Origin of the sequence: Streptococcus cristatus (assembly GCF_003943505.1) — a bacterium.
GTDB lineage: Bacteria > Bacillota > Bacilli > Lactobacillales > Streptococcaceae > Streptococcus > Streptococcus cristatus_E.
The window spans coordinates 47,620-64,842 of record NZ_RJPS01000005.1 but is presented as its reverse complement, the minus strand read 5'-3'; the positions used below and the strand labels follow the sequence as shown (position 1 = coordinate 64,842).

Sequence of the window (17,223 nt, the reverse complement as noted above, 5' to 3'; positions counted from 1 at the left end):
TGGTATAATAGAAGATATGAAAGTATTACTATATCTAGAAGGAAAGTCTGTTTTAGAAAAGTCAGGCATCGGCCGTGCCTTGCAGCATCAAATGCATGCATTGGATCTGGCAGGAATTCCTTATACCACAGATGTTTTAGGAGATTATGATGTCGTGCACATCAACACTTACGGACCTCGTAGTTTGCTTCTTCTTCACGCAGCTAAGAGGGGAGGCAAAAAAGTGATCATGCACGGACATTCGACAAAAGAAGACTTTGAAAATTCTTTTATTGGTTCTAATCTTTTTGCGCCCTTGTTTGGCAAATATCTAGCGCACATGTATAAAATGGCGGATTTTATCATTACTCCGTCTGAGTATTCAAAAAAATTGATTCAATCCTACGGTGTGACGACGCCCATTATGGCTGTCTCAAACGGCATTGACCTGTCGAAATACAAGAAAGATGAACGCAAGGAAGCAGTCTTTAAAAAACATTTTCAGATTGCAGAGGGGCAGAAAGTCGTAATCTGTGCCGGCCTTTATTTCAGACGAAAAGGAATCGAAGACTTTGTCGAAGTAGCTCGCAGAATGCCAGATGTCCGCTTTATCTGGCTGGGTTCTATCAATCTTTGGCTTATTCCGCGCAAGATTCGAGATCTTGTCCTCTATAATCATCCAGAAAACGTGGAATTTCCGGGTTATTTCAAAGGTGCAGTCTTCCAAGGAGCTATGTCAGGCAGTGACGCCTTCTTTTTCCCGTCTTATGAGGAGACAGAAGGGATAGTGGTCCTAGAAGCGTTAGCCAGCGGGCAACACGTGGTCCTGCGTGATATTCCTGTTTATAATGGCTGGATTGATGAAGAGTCGGCGGAGCTTTGTCATAATGTAGATGAGTTTGTTGAATCGCTTCGTAAGGTTCTTGACGGAAAAGTGGATAAACGCGAGGCAGGCTATCGTGTTGCGGAGAGTCGCTCTATCGATGATGTCGCACTTCAGTTAGTCAAGGCTTACCAAACAGTTTTGGAGATGTGATATGCGGATTGGTCTTTTTACAGATACCTATTTTCCTCAGGTTTCCGGGGTGGCGACGAGCATTCGCACCCTCAAGACTGAGCTAGAGAAACTAGGTCATAAAGTCTTTATTTTCACTACGACGGACAAGGATGTCAACCGTTATGAAGATTGGCAGATTATCCGTATTCCCAGCGTGCCTTTCTTCGCATTTAAGGATCGGCGCGTGGCTTATCGTGGTTTTTCAAATGCCTTAGAAATTGCTCGCCAGTACCAGTTAGATATCATCCATACTCAGACAGAGTTTTCGCTGGGTCTTTTGGGCATCTGGATTGCCAAGGAACTGCGGATTCCAGTGGTTCACACTTACCATACCCAATATGAGGACTATGTGCACTATCTTGCCAAGGGCATGGTGATTCGTCCGAGTATGGTCAAGTACATCGTGCGTGGTTTCATGAGCGATTTGGATGGTGTCGTTTGTCCTTCTGAGATTGTCTATGACCTTTTGGTTGGTTATAAAATCAAGGCGGAAAAACGGGTTATTCCAACAGGAATCGACTTGGCCAAGTTTGACCGCCCAGAACTCTCACGGGAAGACATCAAGAAACTGCGCTTTAAGCTGGGCATAGCAGAAGACGAAATCATGTTGCTCAGTTTATCCAGAATTTCCTACGAGAAAAATATCCAGGCGATTGTTGAAGCACTGCCAATGGTTTTGGAAGAAAATGCCAAGGTGAAGTTGGTCATTGTCGGAGATGGGCCTTATGCTGAGGACTTGAAAGCCTTGGTAGCCCAGCTCCATATTGAGGATGCTGTCATTTTTACAGGGATGATTGCACCGAGCGATACTGCTCTCTACTATAAAGCAGCAGATTTCTTTATTTCGGCCTCAACCAGTGAGACGCAGGGGCTGACTTATCTGGAAAGCCTAGCCAGCGGTACCCCCATCATCGCCCATGGCAATCCTTATCTGGACAATGTCATCAGCGATAAAACTTTTGGTACACTCTATTATGAAAATCGAGATTTAGCAGGGGCTATTTTAGAAGCCATTTTGGCAACACCAGATATGGACGAGAAAAAGCTAGCCGATAAATTATACGAGATTTCCGCTGAGAATTTTGGTCGCCGTGTCTATGAATTCTATTTGGATTTGACCATTAGCAAGGATTTTCATAATGATCTCAATCCTGAAGAAACGATGGCCAAACGCTTAGCCAAGACCATTGTCTATTTGCCAGGAAAAATCATGTCACTGCCGGTAAACAGCTCAACTAGGATGATAAAAGCATCTAAGAAGCAGATAAAGAATATTCGGAAATATTGGGAATAAACTTCCTTATAAGACCTAATGAACGGAGGTGCTCTTATGAAAGTCCATAAAAAAGAAATTTTCTTTTTGCTCCCCCTTTTCTTTTTCTATTTTGTCTTTTATATACTGTTACGGTATTTGCCCATGGATTCCATGTTAAGTAAGGGGCTAGTAGTTGGAAATGTTCTCATCTACTCTCCCCTGGCAACCTTGTTGGTGTCCCTGCTCTATGCAGCTTTATATGGGTTTTCTTTGCGCTTTTCTTTCTTGGTTGCCCTCTTATTTTTCCTGACTATTTTCACCTTTGGAGAGTGGATTCCTCTTTATCATGCCGCCTATTTCCTTTTCTCACTAGCTGGAAATGGCTTGGGGCATTTGATTTATAGATTTACTAGGAAAAATAGCAGAGCTGAAAACCAATAAAAGTTCTTGCAAATTTTTTCAATCGTGCTATAATAATTTTTAGAGACATATCACCTGCAGGAAATCTTTTAGAGAGCGCGTGGAGCTGGAAATCGCGCAGAGGATGCAGTTGGGACTACTCTACTGGCTTTTATGAAAACATAAAACGGTGGCTACGTTAGAGCCAATCAGAGGTGTAAGTCTTTTTGACTTGCATAAATGAAGGTGGAACCACGTTGCGACGTCCTTTTTAGGATGTCGTTTTTATTTTGTCAGAAGGAGGAAGAATGATGCTTTATATGATTGGCGGATCGCCTTGTAGTGGGAAGTCAACAATTGCTTCACTTCTTGTTAGACAGTATCAACTACTTCATATCAAATTGGATGATTTGGTAGACGAGATGATGAGTCAAGCAAGTACAGATTCACAGCCGATTTGCCTTCTGAGACAGGACAGAAGTCCAGAACAAATCTGGATGAGAAGTCCAGAAGAGATGGCAGATGAAGAATGGCGCTTTTATGAAGAGATTTTTCCTTATGTGAAATCTTACTTGATAAAAAATCAAGATAGACCTCTCTTGGTGGAGGGGGCAGGACTTTTGCCTCACTTGGTAAAGGAGCTTGAATGCCCAGCGTCTTCCTATCTATGCTTGACTCCGACAGCTGATTTTCAGAAAAAGCACTATAAACAGAGAGAATGGGTTCCTTATGTCTTAGAGGGAACTACCAATCCTGAGCAAGCTTTTGAAAACTGGATGCAGCGAGACATTCTTTTTGCTCAAATGGTTCGGCAGGAAGCGATGAAATTAGGTTATTCTAGTCTCATGACAGATGGTCGTCAATCAGAAAAGCAGACTGCGGAAGAGATTGCTCGAATCTTTAAATTGTCCAATAAAAATAGAATAGATATTAAAGGAGAAAACCATGATTAAGATTACTTTCCCAGATGGCGCTGTTCGTGAATTCGAATCTGGCGTTACAACTTTTGATATTGCTCAATCCATCAGCAATTCCCTAGCTAAAAAGGCCTTGGCTGGTAAATTTAACGGCAAATTGATTGATACGACTCGTGCCATCACTGAAGATGGTTCTATTGAAATCGTGACACCTGACCATGAAGATGCTCTGCCAATCTTGCGCCACTCAGCTGCTCACTTGTTTGCCCAAGCAGCTCGCCGCCTTTTTCCAGACATTCATCTAGGGGTTGGCCCAGCCATCGAAGATGGTTTCTACTACGATACGGACAATCAAGCTGGCCAAATCTCCAACGAAGACCTGCCTCGTATCGAAGAAGAAATGAAGAAGATTGTCAAAGAAAACTTCCTATCCATCCGTGAGGAAGTGACCAAGGATGAGGCGCGTGAAATTTTTAAAAACGATCCTTACAAGTTGGAATTGATTGAAGAACACTCTGAAGACGAGGGTGGTTTGACCATCTACCGTCAGGGCGAATACGTGGACCTCTGCCGTGGACCTCACGTTCCTTCAACAGGTCGCATCCAAATCTTCCACCTTCTCCATGTAGCAGGTGCTTACTGGCGTGGAAATAGCGACAATGCGATGATGCAACGTATCTACGGTACAGCTTGGTTTGACAAAAAAGACTTGAAGAACTATCTTCAAATGCGTGAAGAAGCCAAAGAACGCGACCACCGCAAACTTGGTAAAGAGCTCGACCTCTTCATGATTTCACAAGAAGTCGGACAAGGACTTCCATTCTGGTTGCCAAATGGTGCGACTATCCGTCGTGAATTGGAACGCTACATTGTCGACAAGGAGTTGGCTTCTGGCTACCAACACGTTTACACTCCACCACTTGCTTCAGTAGAACTTTACAAGACTTCTGGTCACTGGGATCATTACCAAGAAGACATGTTCCCAACTATGGACATGGGTGACGGGGAAGAATTCGTTCTTCGTCCAATGAACTGCCCACACCACATCCAGGTCTACAAACACCATGTTCACTCATACCGTGAATTGCCAATCCGTATCGCTGAAATCGGTATGATGCACCGTTACGAAAAATCTGGTGCCCTAACTGGTCTTCAACGTGTGCGTGAAATGTCTCTCAACGACGGTCACCTCTTTGTTACTCCAGAACAAATCCAAGAAGAATTCCAACGTGCCCTTCAGTTGATTATCGACGTTTACGAAGACTTTAACTTGACTGAATATCGCTTCCGCCTCTCTCTTCGCGACCCTCAAGATACTCACAAGTACTTTGACAACGATGAAATGTGGGAAAATGCTCAAACTATGCTTCGTGCAGCCCTTGATGAAATGGGTGTTGACTATTTTGAAGCCGAAGGTGAAGCTGCCTTCTATGGTCCGAAACTCGATATCCAAGTGAAGACTGCCCTAGGAAAAGAAGAAACACTTTCTACTATCCAGCTTGACTTCTTGCTTCCAGAACGTTTCGACCTCAAATACATCGGAGCTGATGGCGAAGAGCACCGTCCAGTTATGATTCACCGTGGGGTTATCTCAACCATGGAACGCTTTACAGCTATCTTGATTGAGAACTACAAGGGTGCCTTCCCAACATGGCTTGCACCACATCAAGTAACCCTCATCCCCGTTTCTAACGAAAAACACGTGGACTACGCATGGGAAGTGGCTAAGAAACTTCGTGACCGCGGTGTCCGTGCTGATGTGGACGAACGCAATGAAAAAATGCAGTTCAAGATCCGTGCTTCTCAAACNAGCAAGATTCCTTACCAATTGATCGTTGGTGACAAGGAAGTAGAAGACGGAACCGTTAACGTTCGTCGCTATGGACAAAAAGAAACACAAACTGTTTCAGTTGATGAATTTGTTCAAACTATCCTGGCTGATATTGCTAACAAATCACGCGTGGCTAAAGAAGATTAAAATTAGAAAGGCAAATTCGATCGAGGAAGCTCCTCAATAGGCTTTGCCTTTTCATTTTTTACAATTTTGTTAAACGTAACCCTCTCTCATCTCAGTGTTTTGTCTAATCCCATGAAAAATGATATAATGGAATAAAAGGACAGGGGAGAGAGATGTTAAAGAGAGATTTACTGAGAAATATTATCATTGTGACGGTATTTATTGCCATTCTGGTGGGGCTACGCTTGTTTGTCTATACACCTTATCGTATCACCAAGCAAGATGCCAATTCTTTCTTAGCGGAAAATGATTTGGTCTTGGCGGATAAGACAGCCAAGCTTGCTCGTGGGGAATTTGCCCTCTATGAGGTCGATGGAAAAGAATATGTCGGCCGTGTTATTGCTATGGAAAATGACAAGGTGACCTATATGGATAACTTGCTGTATCTGAACAATCAGGTGCAATCAGAGCAATATATCGAAAAGATGCGAGAGAAATATCTGGCTTCAGCTGCCAGCACGGGCTATTATACCCACGATTTTTCTGTTGTTGACTTAAAAGGAGCGACTTCTGATACCATCCCTAAAAATTCTTTTCTCATCTTGAATGATCGACGGGAAAATACGAAAGACAGTCGAGAATTTGGTCTGATCAAAAAGGAGCAGATTAAGGGAATTATAGAATTCCGTATCTCTCCTTTAGATAAATTTGGTTTTGTTGAAACAAAGTAGTAAAAAACTAGGCTGGAATTTCCAGCCTAGTTTTCTTTTTGAGATGTTTTCAGAGCTTCTTTGGTTTTCTTGAGCTCATTTTTTAGCGAGAAGTTCTTGGGCATGCTGATGAGAAAGGTCGTGACAGAGCCTAGGAGAACAGAGACCAAAATCAATATGATCAAGGGAAGTTTGAAGCTGAAGAGGATAAAACTAACATTGACGCTTTGCATATTGGCTAAGGAAATACTGGCAACCAATAAAATGGTAATCAAGAGCAGGATATAGTGGAATTTTTCTTTCATAACGATTCTCCTATTTATTCAAACTCAGCCTTGCTTTTGATATCTCCGTATTCTTCTGGGATTTCTTGTGCAAGGATATCTTCATAAGCAGCCAGTTTAATATCTGAGCCATACTTGTTTTTCAGAGCAGTGGTCACCAGACGGTAGGCCAGATTCGCATTGCGAGACAAGATGGGACCATGGAAGTAGGAACCAAAGACATTCTTATAGTGGACGCCTTCATTACCGTCTTCTTGATTGTTGCCATTTCCATAAACGACTTTACCCAGCGGTTTTTCATCGTCGGAGAGGAAAGTACGTCCTTGGTGGTTTTCAAAGCCGTAGTAGGTTTCATCGAATTCATCATTATGAATCTTAATGTCACCGATATAGCGGTTTTTGGTCTGGTTGAGGGTGTAGTGGCCCATGATGCCCAGACCTTCGATTCGACGGCCAGAAGCCTCGATATAGTATTGGCCTAAGAGTTGGAATCCACCGCAGATAGCTAGTACAACGCCATTTTCATTGATAAAGCTTTCCAAAGCTTCTTTTTTAGCTGGCAGGTCACGAGCCACGATCGTTTGCTCATAGTCTTGACCTCCGCCAAAGAAGACGATGTCGTAGCTATCCTTGTCAAAGTCATCTTCTAGAGAAACGATATCAACCTCAACCCTAGCACCTAGCTTTTCAGCTACATACTTGAGCATGAGAACATTGCCATTGTCGCCGTAGGTATTCATAAGGTCGCCGTAGAGATGAGCGATTTTTAAGTCATAGTGATAATCCTGGTTTGCAGGAGAAACGAGGGATCTATAAACCATTAGTTCATCTCCTTTCTGATTACTTGTCGTTCTGCCAGCAACTCGCGGAATTCCAGCATAGCGGTATAAGTAGCTAGGATATAGGCGTGCTTGGTTTCTTGCTCTTCAATCAACTTAAAGACTGCTTCCAAATCTTTGACTTCGGTAATCTGATCTGCTGGATAGCCTGTTACTCGCAGTCGACGAGCAATCTCAGAATGGCGAACTCCACCTGCGAGGACCCGAGGAATATCCATCTCTAAAATTTTCTCAAAATCGGCATCCCAGATCCAGCTGGTATCAATGCCGTCCGCATAGTTAGCATTGAGCAGGACAGATAGACTAAAGTCAAAAGGTGCCAGCTCAATCATTTCCAAGGCCTGGGTCGCACCGACTGGATTTTTGATCAAGACCAAGGTACATTCCTTATCGCCAATTTTGAAAGTTTCCTGACGGCCAAAGACAGCCCGGCTCTTGTCAAAGCCAGCCTTGATAGTAGCCGGCTCAACTCCGAAGAACTGAGCAACTGACACAGCGGCCAAGGCATTATAGATATTGTAGAGACCACCGATATTGATCTGATAGTCTTGTCCATCAATGGTAAAGGCAGAGCGATTGTGCTCAAGTGCTTTGAGAGCGGTCAGACTGTAGTCTAGCTTAGGGCGCTTGAAGCCACAGTCCTCACAGATGTAAGCTCCGAGATTTGCATAAGTATTGAACTCGTACTTGAGGATATGCTCGCACTTAGGACAGAGGATGCCCTCTGTATTGTAGTGAGCTAGCTTAGCCTGGCTTTTCTCCGTGTCGAAACCATAGTAGCGGACAGGATTTTTCAGGCTGACCGAGTTAAAGAGCGGACTGTCACCATTCATCAGTACAGTCGCTTCAGGTACTTTAGCTGCAGCATCCAGAATCATCTGGTAGGTCGTGTAGATCTCACCATAGCGGTCCATCTGGTCTCGGAAAATGTTGGTAAAGACGAAGAGGCTAGGCTTGATGTAATCACAAATCCGAGACAGGCTGGCTTCATCTATTTCCAGCACAGCGATATTTTTGCCAGATTTGCCTTTTTTAGCTGTCAGGAAGGTTGTGGTAATCCCGGTAATCATATTGGCACCGCTAGGATTGGTCACCACTTCTCCGAAAGCTTCCTTGAGAATGCCCACAGTCAAAGCTGTAGTCAGAGTCTTTCCGTTGGTTCCAGTAATAACCACAACTTCGTAGTTCTTGGCCAAGTTTTGCAGAATGTTTTTGTCAAATGTGAGGGCAACTTTCCCTGGCAGAGTCGAGCCGCGTCCCATTTTGCTGAGAACAAAGTGGGAGGACTTGCCTGCTAGGAGGCCCAATGCTGTATTTATCTTCATAAGAAATATTTTATCATAAAAAAGTAAAGAAGGTTACAGAAAAATATCCTTAAAAGTGATATAATGGTTGAGAACTGTTTGTTTTTGACTGGGAGGGCCACTATGCAATGAACTTTCAACAATTAACCAATCTCCAATACTGGTCTAATGTATTCAGTAATCCTTGGAATATTTTAATCAACATTATTGATATTGCTTTAGTTACCTGGATTTTATATCATTTTACTAAAGCAATTGCCGGGACCAAAATTATGATTCTGGTTCGGGGAGTGCTCTTCTTCATCTTGGCACAGTTTTTAGCGAATATCATTGGTTTGACGACCATTTCATGGTTGATCAATCAGGTTATTACCTACGGGGTCATTGCGGCAGTGGTGATTTTCTCGCCTGAGATTCGGACTGGTCTTGAAAAGCTGGGTAGAGCAACTGAGATTTTTTCTGCTGCTCCAGTCAGCAGTGAGGAGAAATTGATTCAAGCCTTTGTTAAGGCAGTAGCTTACATGAGTCCGCGTAAGATCGGTGCCTTGGTAGCTATTCAGGGCGCTCGAACGTTGCAGGAATACATTGCAACGGGAATCCCACTGGATGCGGATATCTCTGGGGAACTGTTGATCAATATTTTCATTCCCAATACGCCGCTGCACGATGGGGCAGTTATTATCAAAGATAACAAGATTGCTGCTTCGTGTGCCTATTTGCCACTTACAGAAAGCACAGGTATTTCCAAGGAATTTGGGACTCGTCACCGGGCTGCGATTGGCCTTTCAGAAGTTTCAGATGCCTTTACTTTTGTCGTGTCTGAGGAGACAGGCGGTATTTCTACGACACATAATGGAGTCTTCAAGCATGACTTGAGTTTGAGCGAGTTCGAATCACAACTGCGGGAAGTTCTCTTATCAGACAAGCATGAGAAAATGAGCCTAAAGAATCGTTTGCTAGGAGGATGGAAGAATGAAACAAAGTAAAAAAATTCTCTATATTATTTCCTCCTTATTTTTTGCTTTGGTTTTGTTTATTTATGCGACGTCTAGTAGTTTTCAAAATAGTATCAGTATTCGCCAAGTGACCTCGGAAACTTATAGTAATACGATTTCTAATGTCCCGATTGATATCAAGTATGATAGTGAACGGTACTTCATTAGCGGCTTTACTTCCGAGGCTAGTGTTGTTTTGACGGGTTCTAATAGAGTGGCTTTAAGTAGCGAAATGCAGGAGAGTACACGGAAGTTCCATGTGGTAGCGGATTTATCTAATGCATCAGAAGGAACAGTCGAAGTGCAGCTGAAAGTCGAAAATCTACCAAGCGGCCTGTCTGCTACGGTCAATCCGCAAAAAATTTCAGTCAAGATAGGTAAAAAAGCAAGCAAGAAAGTGCCAGTGAAGTATCTCATCACAGCCAGTCAGGTTGCAGAAGATATTTCTATCACAAATGTGAGCTTGGAGCACGAAGAAGTCACAGTGACAAGCGATGAAGAAACTTTGGAAAAAGTTAATCATGTCGCAGCAGTCTTACCAAGCAACGTCACTATTTCAGGAAATTACAGTGGGGCAGCTTCCTTACAGGCCATGGATGCCAATGGGAATGTTTTGCCAAGTGTTGTGACACCGTTTGAAACAACGATGAAAGTTACGACCAAAACGACACATTCGAATTCGTCAAGCTCAAAATCGAGCTCAAGTTCGAATTCATCTAGTAAATAAATGCAAGATTTGAAAGGAAAATTTTAAAAATGGGTAAATATTTTGGAACCGATGGTGTTCGTGGAGAAGCTAATGTGGAATTAACGCCGGAATTGGCCTTTAAACTGGGTCGTTTTGGTGGATATGTTCTGAGTCAACACGAAAGTGAAGTTCCTCGGGTATTTGTTGGCCGTGATACACGTATTTCAGGAGAAATGTTGGAGAGTGCCTTGATTGCAGGTCTGCTTTCTGTGGGGATTCACGTCTACAAACTTGGTGTGATCGCTACTCCGGGTGTTGCCTACTTGGTCAAATCCGAAAAAGCTAGCGCGGGTGTCATGATTTCAGCTAGTCACAATCCTGCTCTTGATAACGGCATTAAATTCTTTGGCGGCGATGGTTATAAACTGGATGATGAACGCGAACTTGAAATCGAAGCTTTGCTGGACGCAGCAGAAGATACCCTTCCACGTCCAAGTGCTGAGGGATTAGGGAAAGTCGTGGACTATCCTGAAGGCTTGCGTAAGTACCAACAATATATCGTTTCAACAGGTTTAGATCTTGAAGGAATGCACGTTGCTCTTGATACAGCAAATGGTGCTGCTTCAACTAGCGCCCGTCAAATTTTTGCTGATTTGGGTGCCCAGCTGACTGTTATCGGAGAAAATCCAGATGGCCTCAACATTAACTTAAATGTAGGCTCTACTCATCCAGAAGGCTTACAGGAAACGGTCCATGAATCAGGTGCAGCGATTGGTCTCGCTTTTGATGGTGATAGTGACCGTTTGATTGCTGTTGATGAAAATGGCGATATTGTAGATGGTGACAAGATTATGTACATCATCGGCAAGTATCTTTCTGAAAAAGGCCAATTGGCTCAAAATACAATTGTGACTACCGTTATGTCCAACCTTGGTTTCCATAAAGCCTTGGAGCACGAAGGCATCAATAAAGTAGTGACTGCCGTTGGTGACCGCTATGTGGTAGAAGAAATGCGCAAGAACGGTTATAATCTAGGTGGCGAGCAATCTGGACATGTCATTATCATGGATTATAATACCACTGGTGATGGTCAATTGTCAGCGGTGCAATTAACCAAAGTGATGAAAGAAACTGGTAAGAGTTTGTCTGAACTTGCATCAGAAGTGACCATTTACCCACAAAAATTGGTCAATATCCGTGTCGAAAATGCTATGAAGGATAAGGCAATGGAAGTACCAGCCATCAGAGACATTATTGAAAAAATGGAAACTGAAATGGCAGGAAACGGCCGTATCCTTGTCCGTCCAAGCGGAACAGAACCGCTTCTGCGTGTCATGGCTGAAGCGCCAACTCACGAAGAAGTGGACTACTATGTGGACACAATTGCGAATGTTGTCCGTGCTGAAATTGGTATCGAATAAAAGTCAAAAGATTGGAGAAGCCTCCTATTTGGAGTGAGTTCTTCAATCTTTTTAAATTATTTTCATAAATATCCTTTAGGATTTTTTGGCTAATGGAGTAAAACCTCTCTTTTTCTTTTTCATCTCGTAAATATTTGAAAAAGTATGCTAATCGTGTTAAAATATAGGGAGTAATCTAGGAATTGAGGTAATAAAGTGGCTTTTGGAGATAACGGACAACGTAAAAAAACTGGATTTGAAAAATTGACAATGCTGGTCGTGGTAATCATGTTACTTGTAACGATTGGTGCAATTTTTGCACAAGCTATCGGCGTAATCTTCTAATCCTAAACGCTGCAAGGCGTTTTTTTAGAGTAAAAAAGAAGCGAGAATTTATATGAGTATGTTTTTAGATACAGCCAAGATTCAGGTCAAGGCTGGCAAGGGCGGCGATGGCATGGTAGCCTTTCGCCGAGAAAAATATGTACCCAATGGTGGACCTTGGGGCGGCGATGGTGGTCGTGGTGGTGATGTGATTTTTGTCGTGGATGAAGGACTGCGCACCTTGATGGATTTCCGTTACAACCGTCATTTCAAGGCTCAATCAGGTGAAAAAGGAATGACTAAGGGAATGCATGGCCGAGGAGCGGAGGATTTGATTGTCCGTGTACCGCAGGGGACGACCGTTCGTGATGCTGAAACTGGCAAGGTCATTACGGATTTGATTGAACACGGTCAACGTTTCGTCGTAGCGCATGGCGGTCGTGGCGGTCGTGGCAATATTCGCTTTGCTACACCTAAAAATCCTGCTCCGGAAATTTCTGAAAATGGGGAGCCTGGTCAGGAAAGAGAATTACTGCTGGAGCTAAAAGTGCTGGCCGATGTTGGTCTGGTTGGTTTTCCTTCGGTTGGGAAATCAACCCTTCTGAGTGTGATTACATCAGCTAAGCCGAAAATTGGAGCTTATCACTTTACCACGATTGTTCCTAATCTGGGCATGGTTCGGACTCAGTCTGGGGAATCTTTTGCTGTAGCCGATCTGCCAGGGTTGATCGAAGGAGCCAGTCAGGGCGTGGGTCTAGGCACCCAGTTTCTTCGACATATCGAGCGGACACGGGTCATTTTGCACGTTATTGATATGTCTGCCAGTGAGGGTCGCGATCCTTATGAAGATTACCTTGCGATCAATAAAGAGCTAGAATCCTATAATTTGCGCTTGATGGAACGGCCGCAGATCATCGTAGCCAATAAGATGGATATGCCTGATAGCGCAGAAAACTTGAAAGAATTCAAGCAAAAACTGGCTGCCAACTATGATGAATTTGAAGAGTTGCCGCAGATTTTCCCTATTTCTAGTCTGACCAAGCAGGGGCTTGCAACGCTCTTGGATGCGACAGCTGAGTTGCTGGATAAGACACCTGAGTTTCTACTTTATGAAGAATCTGATATGGAAGACGAGGCTTATTATGGCTTTGATGAAGAAGCGCCAGCCTTCGAAATCTCCCGTGATGATGATGCTACATGGGTGCTTTCAGGTGATAAACTAGAAAAACTCTTTACAATGACTAACTTTGACCGTGATGAGTCCATCATGAAATTCTCTCGTCAGTTGCGTGGTATGGGCGTTGACGAGGCGCTTCGTGCGCGTGGTGCCAAGGACGGAGATTTGGTGCGCATCGGTAAGTTTGAGTTTGAATTTGTTGACTAAGGAGATATGTAATGGGTGATAAGCCAATATCTTTCCGAGACGAAAATGGCAACTTTGTCTCGGCAGCAGATGTTTGGAATGCAAAAAAGCTGGAAGAACTCTTCAACCGGCTAAATCCAAATCGCAAACTTCGCCTTGAGCGAGAAAAATTGAAAGAAAATCAATAGTTGAAACCGATCCTTTGAGATGAAGGAATGAGTGACAGTAGTCATGCTGCCTCATTCTACATTTCGAAGGATTTTCTATTGGAAAAACAAAAAAAGCCAATCCGATTTCTCGGAAATGGCTTTGTATCAACATTCTTTTTAATGTTAATATGGTTCTTATTTGAGACCGTATTTTTTGTTGAAACGATCCACACGTCCATCTGCTTGAGTGAACTTTTGACGTCCAGTGTAGAATGGGTGTGAGTCTGATGAAATTTCGACACGGATCAATGGGTAAGTTTCGCCTTCGAATTCAACAGTTTCGTTTGAACGTTTAGTTGAACCGCTAAGGAACTTGTAGCCAGTAGTAGTGTCCATAAATACAACTTGACGGTATTCTGGGTGAATGTCTTTTCTCATTTTAAAAAAATCCTTTCTGCCATGGACTCTTTGCGAGCCATAGATTAGTTACTTTGATAGTTTATCAAATTCTAAATGATTTGACAAGTCTTTTGGATGATTTTCTTACTTTTTTGCTCTTTCTTTTAATTTTTGATAAATCAAGTCGACCTCATCTTTGGAATAAGCATTGGCACCGCTGGCAAGCGGATGGCCACCTCCATCATGTTGCTTGGCAATTTCATTGATTGGAGTAAATTTACTGCGCATCCGCACACGATAATGGCCGTCAGGCTGCTCGACAAAGATGGCCCACATCTGGACATCTTCGATCCGTCCGGGTGCACCTACAATTGCTGAAGTATCAGCATCGGTCAATCGATTGTCTTTCAATAACTGCTGAGATAGGATAACGCGCGCAGCACCATTCTCATCAATTTCTAAATTATCATAAACATAACCTTGCAGTTTGGCAACTTGATGCGTGATGGAGTCCATTTTTCGAGAAATCTCTGAGAAATTAAAAGCGTATTGGCGAAGTTTGCCAGCTACTTCAAATGTGCGTGCAGTAGTCGTTGGGTAGAGGAAGCGACCTGTATCCCCAACAATGCCAGCATAAAGAAGTTTAGCGATATAGTCATTTACTTCTAAGTGATTTTCGAAGGCAAAAAGAGCGATAATTTCGCTCGTGCTACTAGCATCTGTATCAACCAGCAGCAAATCTCCGTAGGCATCATCGTTGGGATGATGGTCGATTTTAATCAAAAAGTCGCTCATGCTGTAGCGTTGATCATCAATACGAGGAGTGTTGGCTGTATCGCACACGATTACCAGGGCTTGCTCATAGTCAGAATCGGCCACCTCATCCATCTTGGCTAGCCAAGTAAGGGTTGGTTCGTCATAACCTGTCACTTTGATGGATTTTTCAGGAAAGTTGAGTTGGAGAAGCTTTTGTAAACCGACTTGACTGCCAATCGCATCTGGGTCAGGGCGCATGTGGCGGTGGATGATAATTTTATCGTATTCTTTAATTTTTTTCAGAATTTTGCTATAGATACTCATTGTAGACCTCTTAAACTTTCTCTAGTTATTGTAGCACAAGAATTTTTATTTTTAAAATAAAAAAGATGTGTTATAATGAATGAAGATTATAATTTGGAGGGAACTATGACCTTAGCGAAAATTGTATTTGCCAGTATGACTGGAAACACCGAGGAAATTGCCGATATTGTGGCGGATAAGCTAAGAGAACTAGATGTAGAAGTTGAAGTGGACGAGTGTACCACTGTCGATGCAGAAGATTTCTTGGAAGCGGATATTACGATTGTAGCGACCTATACCTATGGGGATGGTGAGCTACCTGATGAGATGATGGACTTTTACGAAGACTTGTCTGGATTGGACTTGTCTGGCAAGGTCTACGGAGTGGTCGGTTCAGGCGATACTTTTTATGATGAATTCTGCAAGGCTGTTGATGATTTTGATGCTGTTTTTGCGGCTACAGGAGCAGTGAAAGGTTCAGAATGTGTCAAAGTAGATCTTTCTGCAGAAGAAGATGATATTGAGCGCTTGGAAGCATTTGCGGAAGAGTTGGTAAGTAAAGTTTAAAATAACAATATGGAAAGCGGCTGTGGTCGTTTTTCTTTTGTTAAAGTATTATTTTCTGACAATTCTCATGATTAGGAGTATAATATAGGTAAGCGTTATCCCTTAGATAAAGGAGGAGTTCCTATGAAAGAACGCGACTATGCCTTTGGCTTTCATGATGATGTCAAGCCACTCTTTTCAACTGGTAAGGGCCTGACTGAAGAAGTTGTTCGAGAAATCTCCGAAATAAAAAATGAGCCCCAGTGGATGTTGGATTATCGCCTCCGCTCTTTGGAACTATTTCATAAGTTACCCATGCCCGACTTTGGCCCTGATTTATCAGGTATTCGATTTGATGATATTATCTACTACCAGAAACTAAGCGGAGATCGGGCTCGTAGTTGGGATGAAGTTCCAGAGGAGATTAAGAAAACCTTTGATCGCTTGGGAATTCCAGAAGCCGAGAAGCGCTTTCTATCTGGAGCTGTGGCTCAGTATGAATCTGAAGTGGTTTACCATAATATGAAAGAAGAATTTGCCAAGTTGGGGATTATCTTTACTGATACGGATACGGCTGTGCAGGAATATCCGGACTTGGTCAAGCAGTATTTTGGTACTGTGATTTCAAATGCTGAGCATAAATTTTCTGCGCTTAATAGTGCAGTTTGGTCCGGCGGAACCTTTATCTATGTGCCCAAGAACGTCCAGTGCCAAGTTCCTGTTCAGACCTATTTTCGAATCAATGGTGAAAATGCCGGCCAGTTTGAACGCTCCTTGATGATTATCGAGGAGGGCGGTTCTATCCAGTACATCGAGGGCTGCACAGCACCAACTTATACGACTAATAGCCTTCATGCGGCAAATGTCGAAATCATTGTCAAAAAGGATGCCTTTTTCCGCTATACAACCATTCAAAACTGGTCGGACAATGTCTATAATCTTGTAACGGAGCGAGGAATTGTTGAAGAGGGCGGCACCTTAGAGTGGATTGATGGGAACTTAGGCAGCAAGGTCAATATGAAATATCCTTGTAGCATTCTTAATGGTCGCAATGCAAGAACTTCTGTCCTCTCTATGTCTTTTGCTAACTATGGCCAGCACTTAGATGCTGGTTGTAAGGTTTTTCATAATGCGCCCAAGACTTCCAGTACCTTAATTTCTAAATCAGTGGCCAAGGATGGAGGTAAGACAGACTATCGTGGTCAGGTTCGCTTTGGTAAGAATAGTGCTGGTTCCAAATCTCATATTGAGTGCGATACCATTCTGATGGATGGTGAGTCTAGTTCTGATACTATTCCTTTTAACGAAATCCATAATTCCAATGTCGCGTTAGAGCATGAAGCTAAGGTTTCTAAAGTGTCTGAGGACCAGCTCTACTACCTGATGAGCCGTGGTATCAGCGAAGAAGAAGCCACAGCAATGATTATCAACGGCTTTATGGAACCCATTACCAAAGAACTACCAATGGAATACGCCGTCGAACTCAACCAACTCATCAACATGAGCATGGAAGGGTCCGTTGGCTAAAAATACCCTAATGAGTATTTTTAGGTTGCAGATAAAAACTCGCTTAAGCGAGTTTTCTTTTAATTTAAGGAC

The 17,223-nt window shown here is 43.0% G+C and carries 19 protein-coding genes; 14 read left to right on the top strand and 5 right to left on the bottom strand.

What is annotated here, in order from left to right:
• Nucleotides 1-16: 16 nt before the first annotated feature.
• From D8792_RS05725 to lepB, 6 genes are all read left to right on the top strand, one after another.
• On the top strand, nucleotides 17-1,015 hold the full coding sequence (locus D8792_RS05725) for an LTA glycolipid anchor biosynthesis glycosyltransferase, IagA/BgsA family (protein WP_125373260.1): 999 nt from the start codon (nucleotides 17-19) through the stop codon (nucleotides 1,013-1,015).
• A gap of 1 nt (nucleotide 1,016) precedes the next feature.
• Nucleotides 1,017-2,330 carry a glycosyltransferase family 4 protein gene (locus tag D8792_RS05720; protein ID WP_125373259.1) on the top strand — a complete coding sequence of 438 codons (1,314 nt, stop codon included), beginning with the start codon at nucleotides 1,017-1,019 and terminating at the stop codon, nucleotides 2,328-2,330.
• Nucleotides 2,331-2,366: 36 nt separating this feature from the next.
• The gene (locus D8792_RS05715) at nucleotides 2,367-2,732 is read left to right on the top strand and encodes a hypothetical protein (protein WP_125373258.1); all 366 of its coding nucleotides are present in this window, start codon (nucleotides 2,367-2,369) and stop codon (nucleotides 2,730-2,732) included.
• Nucleotides 2,733-2,998: 266 nt separating this feature from the next.
• Nucleotides 2,999-3,643, top strand: a complete 645-nt coding sequence (locus tag D8792_RS05710) for a nucleoside/nucleotide kinase family protein (protein WP_125373257.1) — start codon at nucleotides 2,999-3,001, stop codon at nucleotides 3,641-3,643.
• Nucleotides 3,636-5,585, top strand: a complete 1,950-nt coding sequence (thrS, locus tag D8792_RS05705; protein ID WP_125373256.1) for a threonine--tRNA ligase — start codon at nucleotides 3,636-3,638, stop codon at nucleotides 5,583-5,585. Before D8792_RS05710 ends, thrS begins: the two co-directional genes overlap by 8 nt.
• 152 nt (nucleotides 5,586-5,737) lie before the next feature.
• Nucleotides 5,738-6,295 (top strand): signal peptidase I, encoded by a 558-nt coding sequence (gene lepB / locus D8792_RS05700; protein WP_125373255.1) that lies wholly within the window; start codon nucleotides 5,738-5,740, stop codon nucleotides 6,293-6,295.
• Between the two features lie 26 nt (nucleotides 6,296-6,321).
• On the opposite strand, the gene D8792_RS05695 is transcribed toward lepB, so the two are convergent.
• The 3 genes from D8792_RS05695 to murT are packed head-to-tail and all read right to left on the bottom strand — an operon-like array spanning nucleotide 6,322 to nucleotide 8,722.
• Nucleotides 6,322-6,579 carry a LapA family protein gene (locus D8792_RS05695; protein ID WP_125373254.1) on the bottom strand — a complete coding sequence of 86 codons (258 nt, stop codon included), beginning with the start codon at nucleotides 6,577-6,579 and terminating at the stop codon, nucleotides 6,322-6,324.
• A gap of 14 nt (nucleotides 6,580-6,593) precedes the next feature.
• Complete coding sequence (gatD, locus tag D8792_RS05690; RefSeq protein WP_125373253.1) at nucleotides 6,594-7,379, bottom strand: lipid II isoglutaminyl synthase subunit GatD; 786 nt, start codon at nucleotides 7,377-7,379, stop codon at nucleotides 6,594-6,596.
• Nucleotides 7,379-8,722: a lipid II isoglutaminyl synthase subunit MurT gene (gene murT, locus D8792_RS05685; protein ID WP_125373252.1), complete on the bottom strand. Its 1,344-nt coding sequence runs from the start codon at nucleotides 8,720-8,722 to the stop codon at nucleotides 7,379-7,381. Before murT ends, gatD begins: the two co-directional genes overlap by 1 nt.
• A 107-nt stretch (nucleotides 8,723-8,829) precedes the next feature.
• Between murT and cdaA the strand changes: the two genes are divergently transcribed.
• The 6 genes from cdaA (at nucleotide 8,830) to D8792_RS05655 (ending at nucleotide 13,659) form a co-directional block, all read left to right on the top strand.
• The gene (gene cdaA, locus D8792_RS05680) at nucleotides 8,830-9,687 is read left to right on the top strand and encodes a diadenylate cyclase CdaA (protein WP_125373251.1); all 858 of its coding nucleotides are present in this window, start codon (nucleotides 8,830-8,832) and stop codon (nucleotides 9,685-9,687) included.
• Nucleotides 9,674-10,423: a CdaR family protein gene (locus tag D8792_RS05675; RefSeq protein ID WP_125373250.1), complete on the top strand. Its 750-nt coding sequence runs from the start codon at nucleotides 9,674-9,676 to the stop codon at nucleotides 10,421-10,423. The genes cdaA and D8792_RS05675 overlap by 14 nt, the downstream gene beginning before the upstream one ends.
• 29 nt (nucleotides 10,424-10,452) lie before the next feature.
• Nucleotides 10,453-11,805, top strand: a complete 1,353-nt coding sequence (gene glmM / locus D8792_RS05670; RefSeq protein WP_125373249.1) for a phosphoglucosamine mutase — start codon at nucleotides 10,453-10,455, stop codon at nucleotides 11,803-11,805.
• A gap of 195 nt (nucleotides 11,806-12,000) precedes the next feature.
• Nucleotides 12,001-12,129, top strand: coding sequence for a DUF4044 domain-containing protein (locus tag D8792_RS05665; RefSeq protein WP_065426516.1), 129 nt, complete (start codon nucleotides 12,001-12,003; stop codon nucleotides 12,127-12,129).
• Between the two features lie 52 nt (nucleotides 12,130-12,181).
• Entirely contained in the window at nucleotides 12,182-13,492 is a 1,311-nt protein-coding gene (gene obgE / locus D8792_RS05660) for a GTPase ObgE (RefSeq protein WP_125373248.1), read from the top strand.
• 11 nt (nucleotides 13,493-13,503) lie between these two features.
• A complete protein-coding gene (locus tag D8792_RS05655; protein ID WP_045499399.1) occupies nucleotides 13,504-13,659 on the top strand; it encodes a hypothetical protein in 156 nt (51 codons plus the stop codon).
• A gap of 156 nt (nucleotides 13,660-13,815) precedes the next feature.
• Here D8792_RS05655 and D8792_RS05650 read toward each other — a convergent pair whose 3' ends face one another.
• Together D8792_RS05650 and D8792_RS05645 are read right to left on the bottom strand one after the other, a co-directional pair.
• A complete protein-coding gene (locus tag D8792_RS05650) occupies nucleotides 13,816-14,058 on the bottom strand; it encodes a type B 50S ribosomal protein L31 (RefSeq protein ID WP_048763695.1) in 243 nt (80 codons plus the stop codon).
• Nucleotides 14,059-14,163: 105 nt separating this feature from the next.
• Entirely contained in the window at nucleotides 14,164-15,099 is a 936-nt protein-coding gene (locus D8792_RS05645) for a DHH family phosphoesterase (RefSeq protein ID WP_125373247.1), read from the bottom strand.
• A 105-nt stretch (nucleotides 15,100-15,204) separates the two neighbouring features.
• On the opposite strand from D8792_RS05645, the gene D8792_RS05640 reads away from it, so the two are divergent.
• A complete protein-coding gene (locus D8792_RS05640) occupies nucleotides 15,205-15,645 on the top strand; it encodes a flavodoxin (RefSeq protein WP_037586414.1) in 441 nt (146 codons plus the stop codon).
• A gap of 123 nt (nucleotides 15,646-15,768) precedes the next feature.
• Nucleotides 15,769-17,151: a Fe-S cluster assembly protein SufB gene (gene sufB, locus D8792_RS05635; RefSeq protein WP_125373246.1), complete on the top strand. Its 1,383-nt coding sequence runs from the start codon at nucleotides 15,769-15,771 to the stop codon at nucleotides 17,149-17,151.
• Nucleotides 17,152-17,223 lie beyond the last annotated feature (72 nt).

What these genes read in the sequence shown, in the direction of transcription:
- gatD (WP_125373253.1), bottom strand. Translation starts at nt 7,379, where the DNA reads ATGGTTTATAGATCCCTCGTTTCTCCTGCAAACCAGGATTATCACTAT.
- D8792_RS05710 (WP_125373257.1), top strand. Translation starts at nt 2,999, where the DNA reads ATGATGCTTTATATGATTGGCGGATCGCCTTGTAGTGGGAAGTCAACA.
- D8792_RS05715 (WP_125373258.1), top strand. Translation starts at nt 2,367, where the DNA reads ATGAAAGTCCATAAAAAAGAAATTTTCTTTTTGCTCCCCCTTTTCTTT.
- D8792_RS05725 (WP_125373260.1), top strand. Translation starts at nt 17, where the DNA reads ATGAAAGTATTACTATATCTAGAAGGAAAGTCTGTTTTAGAAAAGTCA.
- D8792_RS05695 (WP_125373254.1), bottom strand. Translation starts at nt 6,579, where the DNA reads ATGAAAGAAAAATTCCACTATATCCTGCTCTTGATTACCATTTTATTG.
- D8792_RS05650 (WP_048763695.1), bottom strand. Translation starts at nt 14,058, where the DNA reads ATGAGAAAAGACATTCACCCAGAATACCGTCAAGTTGTATTTATGGAC.
- D8792_RS05655 (WP_045499399.1), top strand. Translation starts at nt 13,504, where the DNA reads ATGGGTGATAAGCCAATATCTTTCCGAGACGAAAATGGCAACTTTGTC.
- cdaA (WP_125373251.1), top strand. Translation starts at nt 8,830, where the DNA reads ATGAACTTTCAACAATTAACCAATCTCCAATACTGGTCTAATGTATTC.
- murT (WP_125373252.1), bottom strand. Translation starts at nt 8,722, where the DNA reads ATGAAGATAAATACAGCATTGGGCCTCCTAGCAGGCAAGTCCTCCCAC.
- obgE (WP_125373248.1), top strand. Translation starts at nt 12,182, where the DNA reads ATGAGTATGTTTTTAGATACAGCCAAGATTCAGGTCAAGGCTGGCAAG.
- D8792_RS05640 (WP_037586414.1), top strand. Translation starts at nt 15,205, where the DNA reads ATGACCTTAGCGAAAATTGTATTTGCCAGTATGACTGGAAACACCGAG.
- D8792_RS05675 (WP_125373250.1), top strand. Translation starts at nt 9,674, where the DNA reads ATGAAACAAAGTAAAAAAATTCTCTATATTATTTCCTCCTTATTTTTT.
- lepB (WP_125373255.1), top strand. Translation starts at nt 5,738, where the DNA reads ATGTTAAAGAGAGATTTACTGAGAAATATTATCATTGTGACGGTATTT.
- D8792_RS05645 (WP_125373247.1), bottom strand. Translation starts at nt 15,099, where the DNA reads ATGAGTATCTATAGCAAAATTCTGAAAAAAATTAAAGAATACGATAAA.
- glmM (WP_125373249.1), top strand. Translation starts at nt 10,453, where the DNA reads ATGGGTAAATATTTTGGAACCGATGGTGTTCGTGGAGAAGCTAATGTG.
- sufB (WP_125373246.1), top strand. Translation starts at nt 15,769, where the DNA reads ATGAAAGAACGCGACTATGCCTTTGGCTTTCATGATGATGTCAAGCCA.
- D8792_RS05720 (WP_125373259.1), top strand. Translation starts at nt 1,017, where the DNA reads ATGCGGATTGGTCTTTTTACAGATACCTATTTTCCTCAGGTTTCCGGG.